We start from the raw sequence: 20,980 nt of genomic DNA on the forward strand, positions 1-20,980 counted from the left end.
TTGCGGAATGGGGATGTGAGGTACGTTACTCATTCGCTTGACAGCTGTCTAGTGAAACTTCGATCAGTGGCCCGCTGTGACTTCAATGTGGCGATTGGGGCGGATGATGACACCGGCAGCGACGGCGACCACGGCGGCGACGGCCGCGATGGTGAAACCGATGTCGAAGGCGTCGGGGGTGGGCACCGGAATCGGCGAGCTGCCGGGCACGGAGACCAGGGAGCTGTTGCCAGCGATGATCGCTGCGAAGATCGCGCCGCCCAGCGACGACGCGGAGAGTGCCATCGCGACGTAGAGCGACGCCGTGCCCGCGCTTTTGCCGTGCCGCGCTTCACTCGCGATCACTGAGATGGCAGTGGAGAGCAGTGTGGTGTAGGCGAACCCATAGAGGAAGATCGCGGTGCATACGATGCCGACGTTGTGATGGTCTAGGCGCAGGATCAGGAACGCGATGCCCATCGCCAGGCCTCCGCCGACCAGGGCGTGGTTTACCGAGAAGCGATGCACGAGTGCAGGCACGGTCTTCGCGGCCAGTAGTCCGGCGACGGTCATGGGCAAGAACAGGAACGCGGCCCGCAATGGGGTGTACCCGAGTCCATAGCCGACCAGCTGAGCTGGCAGCTGCGCCCAGGCCATCATCAGATTGAACAGCAGCATGCCGCAGACGCCGAGAGTCAGGAATACTACGTAGGCTGGCGTCAGGTTGCGGCCCAAGAGATCTCGCACGTCGAGCAGCGGCTCCTTGATTCGTGATTCCCACACCAACGACAACGCGAACACGACAATGCCGATCACCACGAATCCGATGGTTTGGGCACTCCACACGCCCCAGCTGGTGGACTGCGCAATGCCGATGCACATGACGGTCAGCCCGATGCCGAGCAATGAGACGCCGACGACGTCGAGGTGCGGCCGATGCCCCAACTGTTTGTGTGCGGCGTCGGAGTCGGCGCCCCAGCGCAGGAATGCGACGAGGCTGACGACGGTCAGCGCGCCGCCGACCCAGAACGCGGTGCGCCACGTGCCGCCGAGATCGAGCAGTAACCCACCCAGAGCGAATCCAAAGAATACGCCGATAGCCTGGCCCCCTGCGATGATCGCGATGGCCTTACGTTTGTCGGTGCCGGTGAGCCGGTCGTTGAGGATTCCGATGCACAGTGCCTGACCTGCCATGATGCCGGTCAGTGCACGGCCGACCAGCAGGATCGCAAAGCTCGGCGCCAGCGCCGAGATGACGTACCCGAGCGTGATACCGAGCAGACACCACACCATGAGCCGACGATGCCCGAACTGGTCACCCGCCTTGGCGAGCAGCGCGATCGTCGCGGCGCCGAAAATCGTCGTGCTCAGCAGCGCCCAAGTGGCCTGACCCGGCGACAGGTGCAGTGAGGCGCTCATCGAGTTGTAGAGCGGGATCGCCATCATCGTGCCGATCTCGTTGAGCATTTGCAGGGCCGAGAAGGTCAAGGCCATGAACAGGCCGGCGCGGCGCCAGGGCACCGTGGCCCCGGAGACCGGTGAGCGGTCCTTCTCGTATGGAGGAAGTGTTTGTGACATGTGGCTGATCCTCGAGTGGGGACGCACACCCGAGTGGTGTGCGTATGAGGTGGCTCACAGCATGCCGCAGTTCAACTTACTTGACAAGCGTCAAGTGAAAATTCTCCTCTTCTACCGCTCCGGTGCGGCCCGTAGGAGCTGGGCGATCGCGGCCGCGATCTCGGGCACGACGAGCTCGAAGAACTCAGGCTTGTCGCGCACCACCGCGAAATAGAAGGCGCGGTCGATCGTCATCGCTACGGCGGTGAGGCGAACTCGTGCTCGTTCGTCCGACGCCCCGCCCTCACGCAGGCGGACAATCAGCTCAGGAACCGAATCGGCGATGCGACCGTAGAAGCGAAACCACTCGTCGGCTACCGACGCCTCGTCGGCAAGTGCCTGCTCCATCGCGGTGAATTCCATGGTGTGCCGCCGCCACATCGCCGCGTGCCCACGAAGCCACTCTTGCGCCGCTTCTGTTGTGGCGTCCAGAGATTTCAGCTTGCCGAAGTCGGCGAGCAGCTCTGGCTCGAGATCGTGCATCAGCTCGAGAACGATCTCCGCCTTGGACCGAAAATGCAGATAGAACGTGGCGCGCGAGACGCGGGCGGCGCGCGCGATCGCATCTGCCGTCGTCGCGGTGTAGCCCTGGGCGACGAACAGGCCGCGGGCCGCATAGATCAGCGCGGACCGGGTGCGTCGCTTCTGCTCGGCGCGGGAGACGCGTTCGGAGATCTCGACCATGACTAGCAGACTAACGTGGAACAACCCAGCCCATACGAATGTCGTATATCGGAGAGTGTCAACCCATGCTGACGATGTTGCTCCGCCTGTTCCGCGTTAGCTAGGGTCGTCACAGTCCAGGTGCTTGTGACACCACTCACAACCCGGGAGGTTACGTGTCCCACCTTTCACACTCTGTCGCGGAATCCGAGCCCAAATGCACCGTCGCGCCGGCGAGCCTCGTCGGCAACGCAATTGAGTACTACGACTTTTCGATTTACGGTTTCGCCGCCGCACTCGTGCTTCCGCACGTGTTCTTTCCCGAGGCCGATTCATCTGGCTGCACACGGGCCGCCTTCGCCACCATGGACGTTGATTACGTGTCCCGACCGCTGGGGGCGGTGATCTTCGGCCACTTCGGAGATCGGATCGGCCGCAAGCCGATGCTGGTGATCACGTTGCTGCTCATGGGTTCTGCGACCATGCTGCTGCATTACACGGGCACCGTGTTCTCGATACCGGTCCTGGTGACCGCGATGCTCGTGGTGTCGATGTTCTGCCTGACCCGGCTCCCCCGTGTCGCATCGAACCGAAGCGTTGCCGTCCATGACGGTCAGAAAGTTCCCGTCGACTTTCCCGAACCCATCGCATGACCGATGAAAAGTGTTGTAGTACAAGCAATTAGCAGATTTTCTCTAACGATGAAGGATCACTGATGACCCAGCCAACTGTGCTCATCGTCGGGGCCGGCCCCGTCGGAGTCCTCAACGCGCTCGGCCTGGCGCGCCGCGGAATCCAAGTCGAGCTGTTCGAGCGCAACACCGCGGTGACGCAATCGCCCCGCGCAATGGTCTACCACTGGTCGGTCCTCGATGGACTCGAACGCCTCGGGGTTTACGACGACGCCGTCGCGGCCGGATTCCTCAAACAGGACTACACCTACAAGGTGCACAAGACCGGCGAGGAGATCAACTACGGGCTGTCCGTGCTCGAAGGCCTCGTCAGCCACCCCCACAACCTGCACCTTGGCCAGCACCGCCTAGCTGAGATCGCGCTCGACCATCTGGCTCGTCACGACAACGCCACTGTGCACTGGGGGCACGCGCTGGTCGATGTCCGCCAGAACGACGAGAGCGTGACCGCCGTGTTCGACACCGACGGCGGGCCAGTCGAAGCCACCGGAACCTGGATGATCGGAGCCGACGGCGCCGGCAGCCGCGTCCGGCATTCACTCGGCATTGAGTTCGAGGGCTTCACATGGCCAGAACGATTCGTCGCCACCAACATTCGCTACCCATTCGAGACCAATGGCTTCAGCCAGACCACCAACCTGATCGATGACGTGTACGGTGCCATCATCTCGAAGATCGACAACACCGGGACCACAGGGCTGTGGCGTTACACCTACTGCGAGTCGGCAGACCTCCCCGAAAAGACTGTGCCGGAACGAATGCCGACATTCTTCGCGGCCATACTACCGACCGACGAGCGGCCCGAAGTCGCCGCGTTCTCGCCCTATCGGATGCACCAGCGTGCCGCCACGCAGTTCCGTGCCGGGCGGGTCCTGCTGGCTGGTGACGCGGCCCACGCGACCAACCCCACCGGGGGCCTAGGCCTGACCAGCGGCCTGTTTGACACCTATGTGCTCGAAGAGTCGCTGGCCGCCGTCATGACCGGGCACGCGGACCCGCGGGTCCTCGACCGCTACGCCGACGAACGACATCGGGTGTTCACCCAGCAGGTCAGTCCCACGGCATCGGCGAACAAACGCCTTGTCTACCACTCTGATGACCCGTCGAGTCTCGAGGAAACCCTGCGTGGATTGCGCAGGCTCGAAACCGATCCCGATGCCGCCCGGGAACGGCTCATGTTCGTCAAGTCCTTGGAGACCCCCTCCCTGCTCGAGGCCGAAGGGGTCGCGCGATGAAAGACTTTGTCGGTAAGACCGCCGTCGTCACCGGTGGAGCCAGCGGAATCGGCTTTGCCATGGTGGAACGTTTTGCGGCGCAGGGGATGCGCGTCGTCATCGCCGATATCGAACAGGACGCTCTGGACCGCGCCACCGACGTAGTCGCGGCGGGGGGTGCCACCGCGTTGGGCGTGCGAGTCGATGTCAGCGATGCGGACAGCATCATGGCACTGGCCGAGACCACCATCGAGCATTTCGGCCGCGTGGACATCCTGTGCAACAACGCGGGCGTGGAAACGGGCGGCACCTTTCTGGCGATTCCCGAAAGCGCCTGGCGCTGGGTGATGGACGTGAACTTCTTCGGTGTCCTGAACGGCTGTCGCACCTTCCTGCCCTACCTTGAACAACAGGAGGAGGCGCACATCGTCAATACCGCATCGGTGGCGGCGTTCAATTCGGGCACACCGACCATGACTCCTTACTGCGCCTCCAAGTTCGCCGTGCTCGGCCTCACCGAGAGCCTCGACATCGAACTGCGCTCACGCAACAGCCCCGTCTCGGTGTCGTTGCTGGCACCGGGCCCGGTCAAGACTCGCATGACCGACGCCGAACGCAACCGCCCCCGTTCGGTGCCCAAAGCAGTCGAGCCCGAACGAATCGCAGTGATCGACAACCTTGCCCGCCTGTCCGACGAGGTGGGCCTCGAGCCTAGTGCGGTCGCCGAACAGGTGCTCGTCGCGATCCGCGACAACGAGTTCTTCATCCTGACTCATCCAGACAGTGCGCAGGCTGGAGTGCGGCGTCGCCTGGAGTGGATGACGACCGGCGTCGCACCGACCCCTCGGACCGCCGGCACGTAGAGCCGCGCTCGACCGAACCCCTGCCCAGCCCAGCCCACCGACCAAGGACCTCTCATGACCCACGCCGTGTCCGCCGAGACCATCGAAGCCCCGGAAACCGACTATGACCCGTTCGCCCTCGATTCCCTGCATCACGTCCACGAGATGGACGGTCGGTGTCGCGAACTCGCACCCGTGGTCTATGTCAAGAAGTACGACTACTATGCGATCACCCGGTTTGCCGAGATCCGGAAGGCACTACGCGACCCGCGCACGTTCTCGTCGACCAGTCGGCCGTTCTACGCGCCGTCGCCATTCCGCCCGACGATCTTGATCCTCGAAGACCCGCCCGAGCACACCCGCTCCAAAGGAGCAGTGCTCAGGGTACTCAGCGACGAGAACCTCGCCAAGATCGAACAGTACTTCGTGGGGTACGCCGAGAAGCTGATCGACCAGCTGCTCGCCGACGGACCGGTGGACATCGACGCCTTTCGCGATCTGTCGGTCGCGTACGTACTCAAGGTGTTTCCCGACGTCCTCGGGCTCCCGGACGAGGGTCGGGAGGCGTTGTTGAAGTTCGGTGACGCCGTGTTCAACGTGTTCGGACCCGACAGCGAACTCCAGCGCCAGAAACTCGCCCGCGGGGCCGAGGGCATGGAGTGGGTGGAGACCAACACCGCCAAAGATCTGCAAAGCGAGGGATCGATCGGGTGGATGCTCTACCAAGAGGCCGAGGAGGGCAAGATCACCGAGGTCGAGGCGCAGCAGATCCTCAAGTCGATCTTCGCCGCCGGATTCGATACGACCACCGCATCGATCGCCAGCATGATCCGCGCGTTCGCCGACAACCCAGACGAATGGCAGAAGCTGCGGTCAGACCCCGACCTCGTGGACAACGCCTGGGAAGAGGCGATCCGCTACTACCCGGCCTCCCGCTACGGCGGCCGGTGGGCAAAGAAGGAAACCGTCCTGGGAGGGGTGCGCATCCCCGAAGGAGCGAAGCTACTGACCATGTGGCTGGGGGCGGGCCGCGATCCTCGACAGTACGACCGGCCCGACGAATTCCGAATCGACCGAGATATGAAGGGTGGTCACTTGTCCTTCGGATTCGGCATCCACACCTGCGCGGGTCAGGGCGTGGCACGACTCGAGGCCCGAACCCTGTTGCGGGCGTTGGTGAAGAAGGTAGAGAACATCGAGCTCGTCGGCGAACCGGTGCAAGCGATCAACTATCAGGCATTCGGCCACGAACGTGTCCCGGTGCGCCTGACACCGGAGTCCCGATGAACCACGGACAGTCGGGTCCGCACAACCCACCTCACCTCACGTCGCTTGCGGTCACCGTGCGACGCGGCGAGTTCTGGCTGGCCGGGGACTCTCAACGGGAGTCCGACGGTACCCGGCAGGTGGCGCCGGCATTCGTGCAGTGGGAGGCGCCGGCTGAGGGGTTACCGCCGCAGATGATTTTCGTCCATGGCGGGGGTGGACAGTCGACGGACTGGCTCGGTTACGGTCCGGCGCAGGGCTGGGCCCGACACGCCGTGCGCCGCGGGTGGGCCGCCTATCTGCTCGACCGCCCGGGCCACGGCCGTTCGACGTACGACGAGAACCGAATGGGTTCGCGCACACCGGTGCCCACCTACGAACAGGCTGCCGCGTTGTTTCTCGGTGATGATTCCTGCTGGCCGTGGAACCGCGATGCGCCGCGAGATAATCTGCCACCGCGTGCGTTCTCGGGCCCCATCGATGCGCTCGTCGCTTCAGCCGACGGCATGCCGACCAACACCGCCTGGATGCAACGGCAGGACGCTGCGCGGCTCACCGACCTCCTCGACGTCATCGGCCCCTCCGTCCTCGTCACGCACTCCGCAGGTGCGGCGGCCGGATGGATCGCCGCCTTGTCCCGTCCTGGGCTAGTCCGGGCAGTGATCTCGGTGGAACCGCTGGGGCCTCCCGACCGGGACATGGGTGAGCGGGGCGCCCTGACCTACGGTGTCGCGGCGACGCCGCTGCCCCCACTGAAGCCCGGCACTCCCCCGCCTTCGGTGTACGTGCTCACCGGATCCGGCTCGGGTCGCGTCGACATCGATGCGAAGACTACGGACCGACTGTCCACGCTCGGTCTATCGGCCACCCAGATCATTCTGTCCGAGCACGGGTTACCCGGACACGGACACGGTCTCGTGTTCGAGGCTGGCAACGACCGCGTGTTCGATCTGGTCCTGAAGACTCTCGCCGACATCGCCATCACAGCCACCTCTACCGATCGGATAGCGACATGACAACCACCGCCACTCGTCTCTGGGGCCTGGATTCCCCTCGCATGACCATCGACGCGCAACACTTGGTGATCGGAGCGCAGGGGTCGGTCGACATCCCGCTGCCATCGTTCTTGATCGAACACGATCGCGGGCTCGTGCTCTTCGACACCGGTATGAATCCCGTGGTGTGCGATGACCCGCGACTCCTCTTCGGCGATCGGCCGGAATCGGACTGGATCACAGCGGCCCCAGAACAGCGCATCGATCGGCAGATCGAGAAGCTCGGATTCTCTGTCGGCGACGTGACCCATGTGATCCTGTCGCACACGCACAGCGACCACTCTGGGGGCCTGTACCTGTTCCCGCATGCTCGCTTCTTCGCCGGGCCGGGCGAATTCCAGTGGGCGGCGAACCCGTCGCCCGCGTCGGCACATCTGTTCATGCCCGACGACTTCGCGACGCCGACGGTCAAAGCCTTCGACTGGTCGACGGTCACGACTCCCACCCACGACCTCTTCGGCGATGACTCGATAGTCATTCATCACACGCCCGGCCACACTCCGGGTGAGCTCTCGGCACTGGTCCGACTGCCGTCGCAGAACATCGTGCTCAGCGGGGATGCCGCGCACCTTCGCGAATCACTCGAATGGAAAGCGCCCGATCCATCCGACTGGGACATCGATCAGGCACGACACAGTCTTGTGTCACTGGAACAGTTGGCCAAGCGGGAAGAAGCGCGGATCTGGGTCGGCCATGATGAACGCGACTGGGTCGATTTCGGCGCCGGAGCCGCGCTGTCATGAAGATGATGTTCGACTACGGCTGTGGCGACTGCGGCTGGCTCGGCGAATCCCTGCTGACTTTGCCGGCCCCGGCAACGATCCCGTGTGTCGACTGTGGCCGGCCAAGCCGGCGACGCTACACCACGGCCGGCCTGAAACGCAGTGCTGAGGGACTCTCGGCGATCGCACCCGCTGGCGGCAGTATCGCCTGCCGCGACAACCCCGACGTTCCCGGGCTCTGCCACGTCGCCCCCAAGGCGCGCCGCGCGATGATCGCCCGGCACCGTGGTGATGACCACACCCTGTCCCGGGAATTAGCTCGGCAGACAGCAGAGTTCGAGTCGCGTGGTCCCGTTCCGCTGCAGGACGTCATCGATGTGCACTGATGGACGACCGCCGGCATCGCCGAGCATGCTCTTGTTGTGGCCGATCAAATCCAGCCTCATCCGCTATGTCCGGACGCGGCACGACGGAGCGCTCTCCGCAGACGCCGGTCTCCGGTTAGACCCGGAGACCGGCGTCTTCTGCTTTCCAGGCCGGGCCGATAGCGACAATGCCGACAGCGGCGATCATCTTGACAGCGGCGATCATCCCGACAGCGATCACACGGCGGGCAACATCCGCCGCTTCTGCGGTGATCTCCGATTGCGGGCACATGGGGGGATGCTATTCATCCGCATAGCGGACCCGGCGCTTAACCGGGACACGGACGGAACTTGGACGATGACCGTATCGGGAATGTATCCGGAGGCTCCTCGGATCACGTTGGCGCACCTATCCATACTGGCCGCGCGCGGGCGTTCGACACTGTTCGATGCGGTGCTTGCACCCGACGGAGCGGACTTCTTCGGCGGATACTACGCGGCCGGCGACCGACTCGACCCGGTGGAACTGCGCGTGGTCGAGTGAAAGCAGATGACGAGGGGGCCAGGCGATCTGGCCCCCTCGTGTGTCACATGCAGTTGTGGTCGCTACTCACCTCAGACCGCTCCACCGGGCGATCTCGGTATGGTCGGCGGTCGGCGACAACTCCTGCGCTGCGGCGCTCCACAACTCGACCGACCGATCTGTCAGTGGAACGCTGAGGTTGACCTCGCGTGCCAATTGCTGGGCGATCCGCATATCCTTGAGCATCAGCTGCAGCGCAAATCCGGAGTCGTATGTCTCGGAGACAACGAAATTGGGCCACTTGTTCTCGGTGGAACCGCTGCGGCCGCTGGCGCCGTTGATTGCATCGAGCATCACCTCGGTGTCGATCCCGAAACGCCGACCGATGTGCATGGCCTCGCTGGTCACCAGCAGGTGGGTGGCAGAGAGCAGATTGTTGAGCGCCTTGAGCGCATGACCGGAGGCAACCGCTCCGGTGCGGACCATCCGTCCGAGAATCTGCAAGACGGGTTCGGCTTCCTTGACCGCGGCGTCGTCGCCGCCGACCATGATCGTCAACGTCCCGGCCACAGCACCTTTCACCCCTCCCGACACCGGCGCATCGATGAGACGCACCTGGTACTTGTCTTCGAGGGTTTCGGCGAGAGCTCGTGTTCTGCCCGGTACCGAGGAGCTCATGTCGACGATCAAGGCTGCCGGCGAGACATGCTGTGCCACGCCCTCATCGATCAGCACCTTCTCCACGATGTCGGAGTTGGGCAACATCAAGATCAGCACGTCGGCGCAGTCGGCCACCTCGGTGACGTCACCGTCGGCCACGCCACCGTGCGAGGCAAGAACCTCCAGCGCGGTGGCGTTGGCGTCGAATCCCCGCACGGTGTGCCCGGACTCGACGAGTCGGCGAGCCATCGGCATACCCATGTTGCCCAGACCGATGAAGCCGATCGTCGTGTCAGGCATTGATGACGCCCAGTTCGCTGAGGGTCTTCTCGGCGACCCGGAAGGACTCCAACGAGGCCGGGACGCCGACATAGATGGCCGCCTGCAGCAGTACCTCCTGGATCTCCGCGACGGTGACACCATTGTTGATCGCGCCCTTCACGTGGACCGCCAGCTCGTGGTTCCTGTTCAGTGCCGTCAGCATCGCAAGATTGAGCAGACTTCGGGTGCGCGGTTCGAGCCCGGGGCGCGTCCAGACTGCGCCCCAACAGTATTCGGTCACAAGCTCCTGGATCGGTGCCGCGAATTCGGTCGCGTTCGCCAGCGATCGCTCGACGTGTTCGGCCCCCAGCACCTTTTTGCGCATCTCGACACCGGCTGCGTAGGTGTCCTGGCGGGTAGTGGCTGTTGAAGTGGTCATTTCGGTTCCTTCAAGGCATCGGACGATGCCGGTCGATGTGTGGCGGTGGCGGGGTGCCCCGGGGCGGTCACAGCTCGAGTTCGAGCCGATCCCCCTTGGCCCGGGAAACACAGATCATCATCACGTCGTTGGCGTTCTTCTCCTCATCGCTGAGGATGGAGTCGCGGTGGTCGATCTCACCGCAGACCACGCGTGTCTCGCACGTGCCGCAGGTCCCCTCCATGCAGGAGTAGATGACGGGCACGCCTGCCTGTTCGGCGGCTTCCACGATGGTCGTATCGGCGCCGACCTCGATCTCGATATCGGATTCGGTGAAATACACGTTGCACGCACCGGTACTCGCTGTCAGCGCGGCCGCGTCCTTTGGTGCGAATCTTTCGGTACGCAACGACCCGGCCGGCCAGGCGGCCATGGCGGTTTCGAGTGCACGCAACATACCTTCAGGGCCGCACCCGTGGACTTGGGTGCCGGGCAACACGGTCGACACGAGCGCTTCGAGGTCGGTGATCCCGCACTCGTCGTCGGGACGCACGTCGATGTGGCCGGGAAAGCGGGTCAGGAGTTCGTCGACGAATGCCATGGTCGAGCGCGAGCGACCGAGGTAGACCAGAGACCAAGGTGCGCCGCTATCGTGCGCCACCTGCATCATCGGCATCAGTGGCGTGATACCGATGCCGCCGGCGACAAACAGATGCCGCTCTGCGGGCACGAACTCGAAGTGATTGGCCGGCGTGCCCACGGTAAGGGAATGCCCCATGGTCAGTGACGAGTGGATGTACTCGGAGCCTCCACGTCCATCGACCTCGCGCAGGATACCGACGCGGTAGACCGTGCGGTCGGACGGGTCGCCGCACAACGAGTACTGCCGCCGAAGGCCGTTGGGCAGGTGCAGTTCGAGGTGTGCCCCGGGTGTCCACGCCGGTAGGTCGGCGCGGTCCGGTGCGGCGAGAGTCAGCTCGACGACACGATCGGCAACGTCGCGTCGGGTGACCACCTCGACGGCGAGCTCTGAGGTGCTGTGTTGGGGGCGATCGAGCGCGGGTGCAGACATGTGGACTACTTTCGGAAGTGGGTCGATGGCGAAATTGGTTGGGCATCACGCCCGATCGAAGTGGACGCGGACGTGCGACCAGCCGGTGCGAAGTGGTCGGCCATTGCTCTCGGGAGGTCCGTCGAGCGTGAAGCCAGCTGTCTTCGCGAGTATCTGTTCGAGGGTGGCGCGCAATTCTTCGCGCGCGATGGGCGATCCCATGCACTGATGGGGACCATGACCGAAGGTCAGGTGTGGGTTCCTGGCGCGATGGAGGTCGAAGGTGTCGCCATCGTCGAACTTGGCCTCATCGCGATTGGCGGAGTAAACGTTCAGCGCCACCTTGACGCCCTCCGGAATCACCTGGCCATATGCCTGGACGTCGCGTGTGGCATGACGGCCTGTTTGGTGAAGCGGCGGAGCCAGTCGCAAGACCTCTTCCACCGCTGCGGACACGAGGGTCGGATCGCTGCGGAGTTCCTGCTGCACCGACTGCATGTTGCCGAGGTGGACCATGATTGAACCCATCGCAGCTGTTGTTGTATCGGCCCCGGCGGAGAAGATCTGCACACCGATAGCGACAGCCTCCTCGTGCGTGATTGCCCGTCCTTCGGGCTGCAGTTGGAGCACTCCGGACATGATGTCGACCGACGGATCCTGAGGGTTGACCCGGCGATCCTCGATCAGCGCCTCAACCGTTGGATTCCACAGGGTCTTGTTGATCTCTCGATGCTTCTCGAGGTCATGGCGCACGGCGTCGGCACGAGCGAGACTGTCGGCCATGGTTTCCCATGCAGCGGCAGGCAGCCCCAAGAACTTCGCGAGAACCTGCTGTGGCACGATCACCCCAAATTCGTTGATCATGTCACCTCCTCCGCGTTCGATGAGGGGGTCGAGGTTGTCGGCGACGATCTGCTCGATGTCCGGCGCCAGCATCGCGATCCGGGCCGGTACGAAGTACTGCTGCAAGAACTTGCGGAAGAAGGTGTGTTGGGGGGGATTCGACTGTATCGGAATCGATTTCATGAACTCCGGAAACTCGACGAAGGGCTGGCCGCTCTTGTAAGTCTTCCAGTCCCGGGAGTTCTTCTGCACGTCGGCGTAACGCATGAATCCATAGAATCCGTCGTAGTCACTGGTGTAGGCGAGCGGTGCCTCGGCGCGGAGTCGCGCGTACTCGGCGGGATACTCATCGACCGTCGTGGGACTCCAGTCGTCGCGCGTGGCGGTTGTGTGTGTGGTCACGGTAACTCCTTCACGTGCATGTGGACTGCGCAGTACCCACCATAGGAAAGACGTGACCCAGATGACATATCCGGCGCAGAGAATTCCGGTTCGTGATATATGTTCTGTGTATGGATGTTCGACAGATCCGCTACTTCATCGCCGTTGCTCAGGAAGGCTCCATCTCGAAAGCCGCTAAACGGCTCGGCATGACCCAGCCCCCGTTGAGCGCGTCGATGGCGACTCTGGAGAAGGAGCTCGGAGTCAGATTGCTCGAGCGGACGCCGCGGGGTATCCGTCCAACCGCAGCCGGTGATCACCTTTTCGAGCGGGGAACCCGGCTGGTGCGGGACATGCAGGATCTGACCAGAGAGTTGGTGGGGCACGGACGAGGTACCGTCGGTGCCCTGCATCTCGCCGTGTACATGCCGTTCTCGTGGGCGTACCTGCCCTCTTACCTGCGCCGTTTCGGTTCCACGTCTCCCGGCGTGGAGGTGACGCTCTATGATCCCACCCCCGACGACACCCTCGACGGTGTCGACAATGGCACCTACGACCTGGCGATCATGGCGACGAGCGATCTTCCCTACGTACAGCAGGCGTATTCGGGATCGATGACCATCGAACGCGTGCGCAGCCTCGCCATGGTGGCGCTGGTCAACGATGACTTTCCATATCCGGATGACCCACTACCCTTGGACCTGCTCGCCACCGACACCTGGTTGCTTCCCGAGCCGACGCCGCGCTTTCCTGGCGTCGCCGAGATACTCGACAGACAGTGGGAAAGTCTGCAGGTCATCCCGCCACGACTCAAGGTGGTAAAAAACCTGCAGACGACTCTGCCATTGGTGAGCGCAGGGATGGGCGTGACGATACTGCCACCCGAGGTGCTCGCGATGCACACCGAAGGTGTCATCGCCCGCCGTACTGACCCGCTGCTCGATTCGCTGGAGGTAATTCTGGTGTGGAACTCGAAGCGCCAACTCAGTGAAGTCGCAACACGGTTCGTTGATGTGGTCCGTGCGACCGCGCCGCGCGAATAGATTTCAACGGACATCCACAAATAGACATGTCCTCGACCACGATGAAGTGGCGGCATGAGAATGCTACCGAAAACCTAAGCGCACCAAGGAATGCGCGCCCAGGATTGCCCTCGGCCAATGCCCACGAGGTTGTATGCTGCCTATGCGGCGGAGGGTGCCAGGCCATCGGCAACGCGGAGCCGCTGACAAGTGTCGCTCGATCTAAGCTACAGAGCGAGATCGGTTGCGGCTGGCCATGAATGGCCAGCCGCAACCGAGTCACGGTGTTACTTGAAGGTGTCCTTTATGTTCTCTCCCACCTTCTTGACGCCCGCGGAGCCCTGGTCCTTCTTGCCTTCCGCCTCCAGGTTGGAGTTGTCGGTGGCGTCTCCGACAGCCTCTTTCACCTTGCCGACTGCGTCTTCTGCGGCGTTCTTGGCCTTGTCGACGAAACTCATGTACTTCTCGCTTTCCTCTCGACGGCCCGAAACAGGTTCGGACTTCTCCACTATCAGTCGTGGCATTCTGATCGGACTGAATGCCACCTTGGGTGTTACATCTGAGTTAGCCTCGATCCACCGATTTGCTTGTGATCGGTCGGTGAGGGATAAACGAAATGCCCTGTCTGAGTGACAGAATGGGACTTCTCTAGGGTTCCATCCACACACACAGGAGGGCATGTCGTAGATGCGATTGTCTCACACTCACCCGGTCCGGTCTGCATCCTGTGACGATCCGAATCTCCTCGCCGCTGCGGGGGTGGTGCCGGTGATGGCGCTGGCCGAACGCGCCAGCCTGTCGGAGTTGGCCCGCGAGCATCTGAGCGTGCCCACCGACAAGGGCGCCCATCCGGATCGGAAAATGTTTTCCCTGGTGGCGGGGATGGTGGCGGGCGCCGACAGCATCGACGACATGGCCGTGTTGCGACACGGCGCGATGGGCAAGGTGTTCGACCATCCTTACGCCCCGTCGACGTTGGGATCGTTTCTTCGCGAGTTCCGGTTCGGGCATGTCCGCCAAGCCGATGCGATCGCCACCCGGCTGTTGGCGGGACTGGCTCGCCATACTCCGGTGCTGGCGGGGATCGACGGGCCGGTGATGATCGATATCGACGACTCGATCATCGAGGTCCACGGCCCGGCCAAGCAGGGCGTCGGATTCGGCTACACCCGAGTGCGTGGGCTGAACTCGGCGATCACCACCCTCACCTGTGGTGACGGTGCGCCGGTGATCGCCGCTCAACGCCTGCGCAAAGGGGCGTGTAACTCCGCGCGCGGGGCGCATCGGTTGATCGCCGACACCCTGGCCACCGTGCGGCGGCTACGGTCGTCCGATGCGTCGGGACCGATACTGCTGCGAGCGGATTCAGCGTTCTACGGCCATCGCGCGATCACCACCGCGCTCCGGGCCGGTGCGCAGGTGTCGGTCACCGTGCGTCAGGATTCCCACGTCCGAGCAGCGATCAGCGAGGTACCGGCAGATGCATGGACGCCGATCGAGTACACCGACGCCGTCTTCGACGAAGACAGCGGCCAGTGGGTCTCGCGGGCCGAGGTCGCCGAAGTACCGTTCACCGCGTTCACCTCCAAAGCCAAGCGCCTGCAGGTATCCGGACGGCTGGTGGTGCGCCGTATCCCTGACTTCGCAGCCGAGGGAGACGGCTTGTTCGACGTGTGGCGGTTTCATGCGTTCTTCACCACCAGCGACCTGGACACCGTGACCGCCGACAAGACTCACCGCGGTCATGCGATCATCGAGCAAGTCCACGCCGACCTCAAAGCCTCCGCATTGGCGCATCTGCCCTCGGGAAAGTTCTGCGCGAACGCCGCATGGCTGGTGTGTGCGGTCATCGCGTTCAACCTGACCCGCGCCGCAGCCTGTCTCGGTGGACAGCGTCTGGCGAAGGCGACTACCTCCACCATCCGACGCACCCTGATCTGCATACCCGCTCGAATCGCGTCCTCAGCGCGGCGCATCACGATGCATCTACCCGCCCGATGGCCGTGGGAACGCGAGTGGAACCTGTTGTTCAACAACACGATCAAACGACAACACTCAGCCTGACCCCTAACCATCGGCCAGAACCGGCCCCGACACGAAACCCAGTGAAACACGCCGACACCAGAGATCGGCGACTCACCCACGCCCACCGCCACCCCGAACATACACAACACATTTCACGAGACATCAAAAAGCCGATCGGTGGATCGAGGGTTAGTCGGTGTCGACCGCCAAATGTGCACGGACAGATCTCATGACGTGTGTCACATGACGCCGCGGGATCAGTCGGCTGTGGATGAGGTCTTGTTTGCGATGAGTTCGTTGGCGATATCGCGTACTCGACGATTGGTGTTCTGTGATTGCGAACGGAGGATCTGAAAAGCGTTCTCTGCGTCAATGCCGTGCTCGCCCATGATGATCCCCTTCGCCTGCTCGATGGGTGCCCGGTTGCTGAGCGCTGCACGGAGCGCGTCCGCGACCTCTATCGCGGACTTGAAGCGCGCGAAATCACTGATCGCCCGCGAAACGGTCGTGGTGAGAAGTTCGAGGATGTCGTAGTCGATGGCGTCGAATGCGGCGGGAGCGCTGCCGTAGAGATTCAAGGCACCTAGTGGCTGATCCGGTGCTGAGAGTGCCGCTGCGAGAAATGAGTGAATGTTCTCTTCTTCTGCTGCTGTTGCAAATTCAGGCCACAGTTGCTCGGTGGCGTCGACATCGACGAGCACGGTTTCCCCGGTTCGAGCGGCATGCAGACAGGGGCCGTCGTCGGCGTCGTACTGTCCCTGATCGACCCGCAGGGTTCGGGTATCGGTGTGTACCGCGGTGTAGGTTCTTCCGCCGAGTGCGATGGTGATGCTTGTGCATTCGGCCCCGTCGATGGCCTCGTGAGCCACATCGACAACTCGCTGGAGCAGCACCACGAGATCGTCCTCGTCGTTGATGCTGCCGCCGAGGGCAACGAGCATTGCCGCCAACGCCGCAGGCGTCGCATTCGTTTCAGCAACAGCCGTAGCGACTTCGACGGCACCGTTGGTTGCGCCGTCGGGTGTGGCTGCCAACAGTGACTCTCGCGTCCGAGGGTCCGACGCCGGACCCTCATTCGAAATGTCCGACATGCGCATCTCACTCCCCCGCCTTTGTGCGTTCATCGCCAGGCCTCCATGGACTTCCGCAGTTGTTCTCGGGCACGTACGTAGTGGCCACGAGCCGCTCCCGGCGCGAGGCCCAGCACCTTCCCCACCTCGGTGAACGGCATCCGCTCCACCTCCCGCAACATCCACGCGGCACGCTGTCGTGGCGGAAGGGTTGCCAGACACTGCTCGACTGCTTCGACGAAAACAGTGCTTGACACTTCCGGAAACGGTAGTCCGACTGTGGAGTGGCCGTTGCGGTTGAGGGAGTCGTCACCCACCGGGATCGGAAGGCGCAGTCGATACGAGTCGACGATCTTGCGCGAACATATAGCGAACAACCACGTCCGCACCGAGCTGTCCCGACGGAACGAGTTCAAGCCCAGCCACGCAGCCAGTAGCGAATCCTGGACGACTTCTTGGGCATTCCATTCGTCGCCCAACATACGCCGCGCGTATCCGTGAAGACGAGGTCCGAACAGGGTCACGAGTTGGTCAAACGCGTCTCGATCACCCAGCGACGCCCGTTCGATCAAATCCATGTCGTCGATAACGACACGTTCTCGTCCCTCTACTCGCACCTCGAACTCCATCCGCCGACAGCTCCGCTCCGAAGCCATCACGTGGAAGAGGCAGACATCACGATACCGGGTCGCCCTTGGCACATCAATCGACGCAGTTCGAGGCGTCCTTCGAAATACGCTCAGCGGGAGGGCCCTCCGCTTCTGTGTTTCGCGCGTTCGCACCCTCTGTCAGCCAGGCATCTCGTACGCCCCGTCGAGCGACTTGACCTGCTGCCAGACTCGGTCGAACGAGTCGGCATCGGCGACGGTCGACGAACCGCGTCGTCGAACCTTCGCCGTTCCTCGCGACTTGCATGAGCGGTGCTCTCTAACGCATAGAGCACCGCTCACTACACAAGGTTACGTGTAGGTGCGGATCGTATGCGGCGTGATTCGTGCTGAACACGGACCGCATCGAAAGCACGGACCAGTAACTGAGACAGAATGTTCGTTGCGTGTCAGTTCTTACTCCGCGCGCTCGTCGCATGAAGCGAGAGCAGCCAGCACGGCCCGTGTTCGTGTATCGCGTCGCTCCCGCAACGCCTCGTAGGTCTGTTCGCCGGCACCGTAGGTGTCCTCGACCTGTTCGATCAGCGTCTCCATTGATGCCGGATCTGTCGCTGGAGAGTGGTATTCGATCCCACCCGTCGTCGCGCCGACACCGGAAATCAAGTGGCGAATGCCCCCCGGTCCACCACCGAGTACATTGCTCTCGAACAATCCGATTGTTGCCCAACGTAATCCGAGTGAGTTCTGAAGAATGGTGTCGAGCTCGGCAGGGCTTACAACGCCCTGTTGCACCAGATAACGAGCCTCACGCGAGATGACACCCTGCAACCGATTGGCGACGAACCCCGGGATCTCCTTCCCGATGACAACGGGAGTCCGGCCCAGCGAACGGTAGACATCCACCGCTCGCGTCACCGCCGACGCCGATGTCTCCGAAGAGGGAACGACCTCCACCAACGGCATGAGATCCGGTGGATTGAACGGATGACCGACGAGAACTCTCGCTCCGTCGATGCCGTCGGCGGTGATAGCACTTGCGGTGATCGATGAACTCGACGTCGCTATCACCACCGACGGGGCGGTGGCGGCGACGAGCGCGCTGATGGTGTCCCGTTTGACGTCGAGTCGCTCGGGACCGTTCTCTTGAACGAACGTCGCACCTCGAACACAGTCCTCCAGTGAGGTCGCGACTGTGATGCCGGCGTCGGGCCCGAACGTCGACTGCACGACGTCGGCGACGTCGGGCCGAACATCGAATACTCTTACGTCCCAACCATGTTCTAATGCGAGGCGCACCCAGGCGAGACCGATCACTCCGACGCCGATGATCGCGACGGTCTCCGCCGCGGGTTGACCTACATGCTGATTCGCGACCATCTCATCGACTCCCGATTCCGGTGAACATAGTGTCTCCTGTCAGCGCCCGACTGCGCCGAGAACTTCGGCGGTGCTGGCACCGTACTGTTCCGGTAGTCGCCTGATGTCGGTCGGCGTCCTGGAGTACTCCAACGGGTTGCGCACCATGCGAACTCGACCCTCGGTCGGATGGTCGACTTCACCGATCAGGTCCACTTCACGGACATAGTCGTCGTTGGGCAGGTCGGCGATGTCGGTGACCAGTCCGAAGGGAATGTCGTGGGCATTCAGGTACTCCTCCCACTCCGCGGTGGTCTTGGTCGTCGAGTGCTCGAGCACCTCTTCCCATCCCGAATTGAACACGGCGCGGTCGATCGCAACGCTGTCCCAAACGGGGTCGGCTGCGCGGTCGTTGCGCCCGGCGCCGATGAGCAACAGGCGGATGGCGGCATTGGTATAGGCGACGGCGGCGATCGCCCCACCGTCACGGGTCCGCATGGCGCGGTGAATCTGGCTCAGGCTGAGAGGATTTCCGACGTCGCCTGCCGGCGGAACGAACATCTCGCCGCCTAGGTGCTCGACTGCATTGACGGCGATCATCGTATCTGCCATGGCAATTCGGAGGTACTGACCCTGTCCGGTGCGCACCTGATCGACGACGGCGCCCAGGACGCCGATGGCGAGATAGAGTGCCACGGTCTTGTCGGCGATGAACGTTGGCAGGAACTGCAAACTCCCATTGGCTCGTTCCTGCATGTTGACGATTCCGCTCACTGCCTGGATCACCTCGTCATACGCGGGCCGATCCGCAGCACTCGATGTTTCGTTGAAACCCTGCGCGTGCGCGTAGATCAACTGAGGAAAGCGCTCCCGCAGGCTGTCGTAGTCGATGCCGAGCTTCGTCAGCGCACGACCCCGCATATTGGTCACCAAGACGTCGGCCTGTGCCAGCAGGTTCAGCAGCGTATCGACCCCGCCGGGCGCCTTGAGATCGAGTGTGACGCTGCGCTTGTTGCGATTGAGCTGCATGTACAGCGCGGCCATTCCTGGATTGCGCTCCACGTTGGCTGGCGAGATTCGAGCGTTGTCTCCTGGCGATTCGATTCTGATGACGTCGGCGCCCATGTCGCCCAAGATCTGGGTCGCCATCGGACCCAGAACCACTTTGGACAAATCCACAATTCGGACACCGGCTAGTGGTCCAGTTGGTTTGCCGTCGATGTTCAAAGGAAATGCGTTGTCGCCCATAATGTCTCCCGACTTTCGTAGATGACCTGCACTCGAGTGTATGTGCTTTGGAATACTAAAGGAATGACCGTGTTCGTTGCTTCGGTATGATCGCAGCGATAACACCAATGGAGGTTTCAGTGGAGATTCGACATCTTCGGTACTTTGTGGCGGTGGCTCGCGAGTTGAGTTTCACTCGGGCTGCGCAGTCCCTGCATATGTCGACGCCCCCGCTGAGTCAGCGGATCCGATCAATGGAGTCCGAACTCGGTGTCAAACTCTTCGACCGGTCAACTCATCACACCGCGCTGACCACTGCTGGACGCGAGTTGCTCCCGCTGGCAAGGCAATTGGTCACCGAGTTCGACACGTTGTCCGCGCGGGTCAACAAACCGTCGTCGGGACTCGACGTTCGCCTGACCGTTCCCGATGTCCTGTCACGCGCGCAGCGGCGTCGTGTCTCTCGAGTCATCGATGAGCTGTCGGATCTGTTCACCATCCGCTTGCGTCAGAGCCCTTCGGTGGCGATGGAAGTCGAGCTGATCGACGCCACAACCGACCTTGCTCTGTGCCACATGCCGACGAATCACCCTCAGTTGGTTGATCGGTTGGTGTGGGCGAGTGAACTCGACGTAGTGGTCGATGCCCGTCGCGTTTTCGGCCGGGTCGACATCACCGCCGCCGAACTGCGTGATCTGAGCTTTTTACGCGGTCCGCGCCATTGGGACCTGCGTTCCAATCAGCACTTCTCCGACCTGCGAGAACGCGGCATCCAGATCGAACCCGATGTCCGCTACAGCGATGTCAGCGGGATGCTGCTGTTACTGCGGCACGCGCCGCTGTTTGCGCTCATTCCACGTGACTCCGAGGTTCGCGAGGTCATTGAATCCGAGGAGATCTCACTTCTTCCCATCAGCGATCTGTCGATGAAGATCACGACGAGTTGCATCCGCCGGTCGAGTGACGTCCATCTGGACCCCCTCATCGACGCACTCGCCGCTTCGTTGAGTCCGTAAGGCGTGCGGATCGTCGTCGGCGCCGATGACGGGGCGGCCGTCTCCCCCCGGGTGGGTGGCTGACGCGGCTGTGCGTGACGCACTTCGGCTCTACTGTCGGTCAG

22 protein-coding genes are annotated in these 20,980 nt (G+C 62.8%); 11 read left to right on the plus strand and 11 right to left on the minus strand.

Features of this window, described 5'->3' with window-relative positions:
* Nucleotides 1-63: 63 nt before the first annotated feature.
* Both LK459_RS20920 and LK459_RS20925 read right to left on the minus strand, forming a co-directional pair.
* Nucleotides 64-1,557 carry an MFS transporter gene (locus LK459_RS20920; RefSeq protein WP_007237122.1) on the minus strand — a complete coding sequence of 498 codons (1,494 nt, stop codon included), beginning with the start codon at nt 1,555-1,557 and terminating at the stop codon, nt 64-66.
* Nucleotides 1,558-1,668: 111 nt separating this feature from the next.
* The gene (locus LK459_RS20925; RefSeq protein ID WP_007237123.1) at nt 1,669-2,280 is read right to left on the minus strand and encodes a TetR/AcrR family transcriptional regulator; all 612 of its coding nucleotides are present in this window, start codon (nt 2,278-2,280) and stop codon (nt 1,669-1,671) included.
* A gap of 155 nt (nt 2,281-2,435) precedes the next feature.
* Here LK459_RS20925 and LK459_RS20930 point away from each other — a divergent pair, with 155 nt between their 5' ends.
* From LK459_RS20930 to LK459_RS20965, 8 genes are all read left to right on the plus strand, one after another.
* A complete protein-coding gene (locus tag LK459_RS20930; protein ID WP_007237124.1) occupies nt 2,436-2,912 on the plus strand; it encodes an MFS transporter in 477 nt (158 codons plus the stop codon).
* Nucleotides 2,913-2,974: 62 nt separating this feature from the next.
* On the plus strand, nt 2,975-4,186 hold the full coding sequence (locus LK459_RS20935; RefSeq protein WP_007237125.1) for an FAD-dependent oxidoreductase: 1,212 nt from the start codon (nt 2,975-2,977) through the stop codon (nt 4,184-4,186).
* Nucleotides 4,183-5,028: an SDR family NAD(P)-dependent oxidoreductase gene (locus tag LK459_RS20940; RefSeq protein WP_007237126.1), complete on the plus strand. Its 846-nt coding sequence runs from the start codon at nt 4,183-4,185 to the stop codon at nt 5,026-5,028. The genes LK459_RS20935 and LK459_RS20940 overlap by 4 nt, the downstream gene beginning before the upstream one ends.
* Nucleotides 5,029-5,082: 54 nt before the next feature.
* Nucleotides 5,083-6,294 (plus strand): cytochrome P450, encoded by a 1,212-nt coding sequence (locus LK459_RS20945; RefSeq protein WP_227920516.1) that lies wholly within the window; start codon nt 5,083-5,085, stop codon nt 6,292-6,294.
* Entirely contained in the window at nt 6,291-7,289 is a 999-nt protein-coding gene (locus LK459_RS20950) for an alpha/beta fold hydrolase (protein WP_007237128.1), read from the plus strand. The genes LK459_RS20945 and LK459_RS20950 overlap by 4 nt, the downstream gene beginning before the upstream one ends.
* Entirely contained in the window at nt 7,286-8,071 is a 786-nt protein-coding gene (locus LK459_RS20955) for an N-acyl homoserine lactonase family protein (protein WP_007237129.1), read from the plus strand. The genes LK459_RS20950 and LK459_RS20955 overlap by 4 nt, the downstream gene beginning before the upstream one ends.
* Nucleotides 8,072-8,073: 2 nt before the next feature.
* A complete protein-coding gene (locus tag LK459_RS20960; RefSeq protein WP_227920518.1) occupies nt 8,074-8,436 on the plus strand; it encodes a hypothetical protein in 363 nt (120 codons plus the stop codon).
* A 25-nt stretch (nt 8,437-8,461) separates the two neighbouring features.
* Entirely contained in the window at nt 8,462-8,959 is a 498-nt protein-coding gene (locus LK459_RS20965) for an HtaA domain-containing protein (protein ID WP_227920520.1), read from the plus strand.
* 66 nt (nt 8,960-9,025) lie between these two features.
* Here LK459_RS20965 and LK459_RS20970 read toward each other — a convergent pair whose 3' ends face one another.
* The 4 genes from LK459_RS20970 to LK459_RS20985 all read right to left on the minus strand — a co-directional run bounded on the left by LK459_RS20970 (nt 9,026) and on the right by LK459_RS20985 (nt 12,573).
* The gene (locus LK459_RS20970) at nt 9,026-9,898 is read right to left on the minus strand and encodes an NAD(P)-dependent oxidoreductase (protein ID WP_265416851.1); all 873 of its coding nucleotides are present in this window, start codon (nt 9,896-9,898) and stop codon (nt 9,026-9,028) included.
* Nucleotides 9,891-10,298: a carboxymuconolactone decarboxylase family protein gene (locus LK459_RS20975; RefSeq protein ID WP_227920525.1), complete on the minus strand. Its 408-nt coding sequence runs from the start codon at nt 10,296-10,298 to the stop codon at nt 9,891-9,893. The genes LK459_RS20970 and LK459_RS20975 overlap by 8 nt, the downstream gene beginning before the upstream one ends.
* Nucleotides 10,299-10,365: 67 nt before the next feature.
* Nucleotides 10,366-11,349, minus strand: a complete 984-nt coding sequence (locus LK459_RS20980) for a PDR/VanB family oxidoreductase (RefSeq protein ID WP_227920527.1) — start codon at nt 11,347-11,349, stop codon at nt 10,366-10,368.
* A gap of 45 nt (nt 11,350-11,394) precedes the next feature.
* A complete protein-coding gene (locus LK459_RS20985; RefSeq protein ID WP_227920529.1) occupies nt 11,395-12,573 on the minus strand; it encodes a cytochrome P450 in 1,179 nt (392 codons plus the stop codon).
* Between the two features lie 110 nt (nt 12,574-12,683).
* On the opposite strand from LK459_RS20985, the gene LK459_RS20990 reads away from it, so the two are divergent.
* A complete protein-coding gene (locus LK459_RS20990; protein WP_227920531.1) occupies nt 12,684-13,595 on the plus strand; it encodes a LysR family transcriptional regulator in 912 nt (303 codons plus the stop codon).
* A gap of 266 nt (nt 13,596-13,861) precedes the next feature.
* Here LK459_RS20990 and LK459_RS20995 read toward each other — a convergent pair whose 3' ends face one another.
* On the minus strand, nt 13,862-14,032 hold the full coding sequence (locus tag LK459_RS20995; RefSeq protein ID WP_039993249.1) for a CsbD family protein: 171 nt from the start codon (nt 14,030-14,032) through the stop codon (nt 13,862-13,864).
* A 229-nt stretch (nt 14,033-14,261) separates the two neighbouring features.
* On the opposite strand from LK459_RS20995, the gene LK459_RS21000 reads away from it, so the two are divergent.
* Nucleotides 14,262-15,638, plus strand: a complete 1,377-nt coding sequence (locus tag LK459_RS21000; protein WP_064862420.1) for an IS1380-like element ISGbr1 family transposase — start codon at nt 14,262-14,264, stop codon at nt 15,636-15,638.
* Between the two features lie 218 nt (nt 15,639-15,856).
* On the opposite strand, the gene LK459_RS21005 is transcribed toward LK459_RS21000, so the two are convergent.
* The 4 genes from LK459_RS21005 to LK459_RS21020 form a co-directional block, all read right to left on the minus strand.
* Nucleotides 15,857-16,696 (minus strand): GAF and ANTAR domain-containing protein, encoded by an 840-nt coding sequence (locus tag LK459_RS21005; RefSeq protein WP_227920534.1) that lies wholly within the window; start codon nt 16,694-16,696, stop codon nt 15,857-15,859.
* Nucleotides 16,697-16,719: 23 nt separating this feature from the next.
* Complete coding sequence (locus LK459_RS21010) at nt 16,720-17,247, minus strand: RNA polymerase sigma factor (RefSeq protein ID WP_227920536.1); 528 nt, start codon at nt 17,245-17,247, stop codon at nt 16,720-16,722.
* 486 nt (nt 17,248-17,733) lie between these two features.
* Nucleotides 17,734-18,654 carry a 3-hydroxyacyl-CoA dehydrogenase NAD-binding domain-containing protein gene (locus tag LK459_RS21015; protein WP_227920538.1) on the minus strand — a complete coding sequence of 307 codons (921 nt, stop codon included), beginning with the start codon at nt 18,652-18,654 and terminating at the stop codon, nt 17,734-17,736.
* Nucleotides 18,655-18,693: 39 nt separating this feature from the next.
* Entirely contained in the window at nt 18,694-19,881 is a 1,188-nt protein-coding gene (locus LK459_RS21020) for a CaiB/BaiF CoA transferase family protein (protein WP_227920541.1), read from the minus strand.
* A gap of 107 nt (nt 19,882-19,988) precedes the next feature.
* Here LK459_RS21020 and LK459_RS21025 point away from each other — a divergent pair, with 107 nt between their 5' ends.
* Nucleotides 19,989-20,876: a LysR family transcriptional regulator gene (locus LK459_RS21025; RefSeq protein WP_227920544.1), complete on the plus strand. Its 888-nt coding sequence runs from the start codon at nt 19,989-19,991 to the stop codon at nt 20,874-20,876.
* Nucleotides 20,877-20,980: the final 104 nt, after the last annotated feature.

The sequence above is a fragment of the Gordonia otitidis genome (assembly GCF_020735545.1).
In the GTDB taxonomy this organism is placed as follows: domain Bacteria; phylum Actinomycetota; class Actinomycetes; order Mycobacteriales; family Mycobacteriaceae; genus Gordonia; species Gordonia otitidis.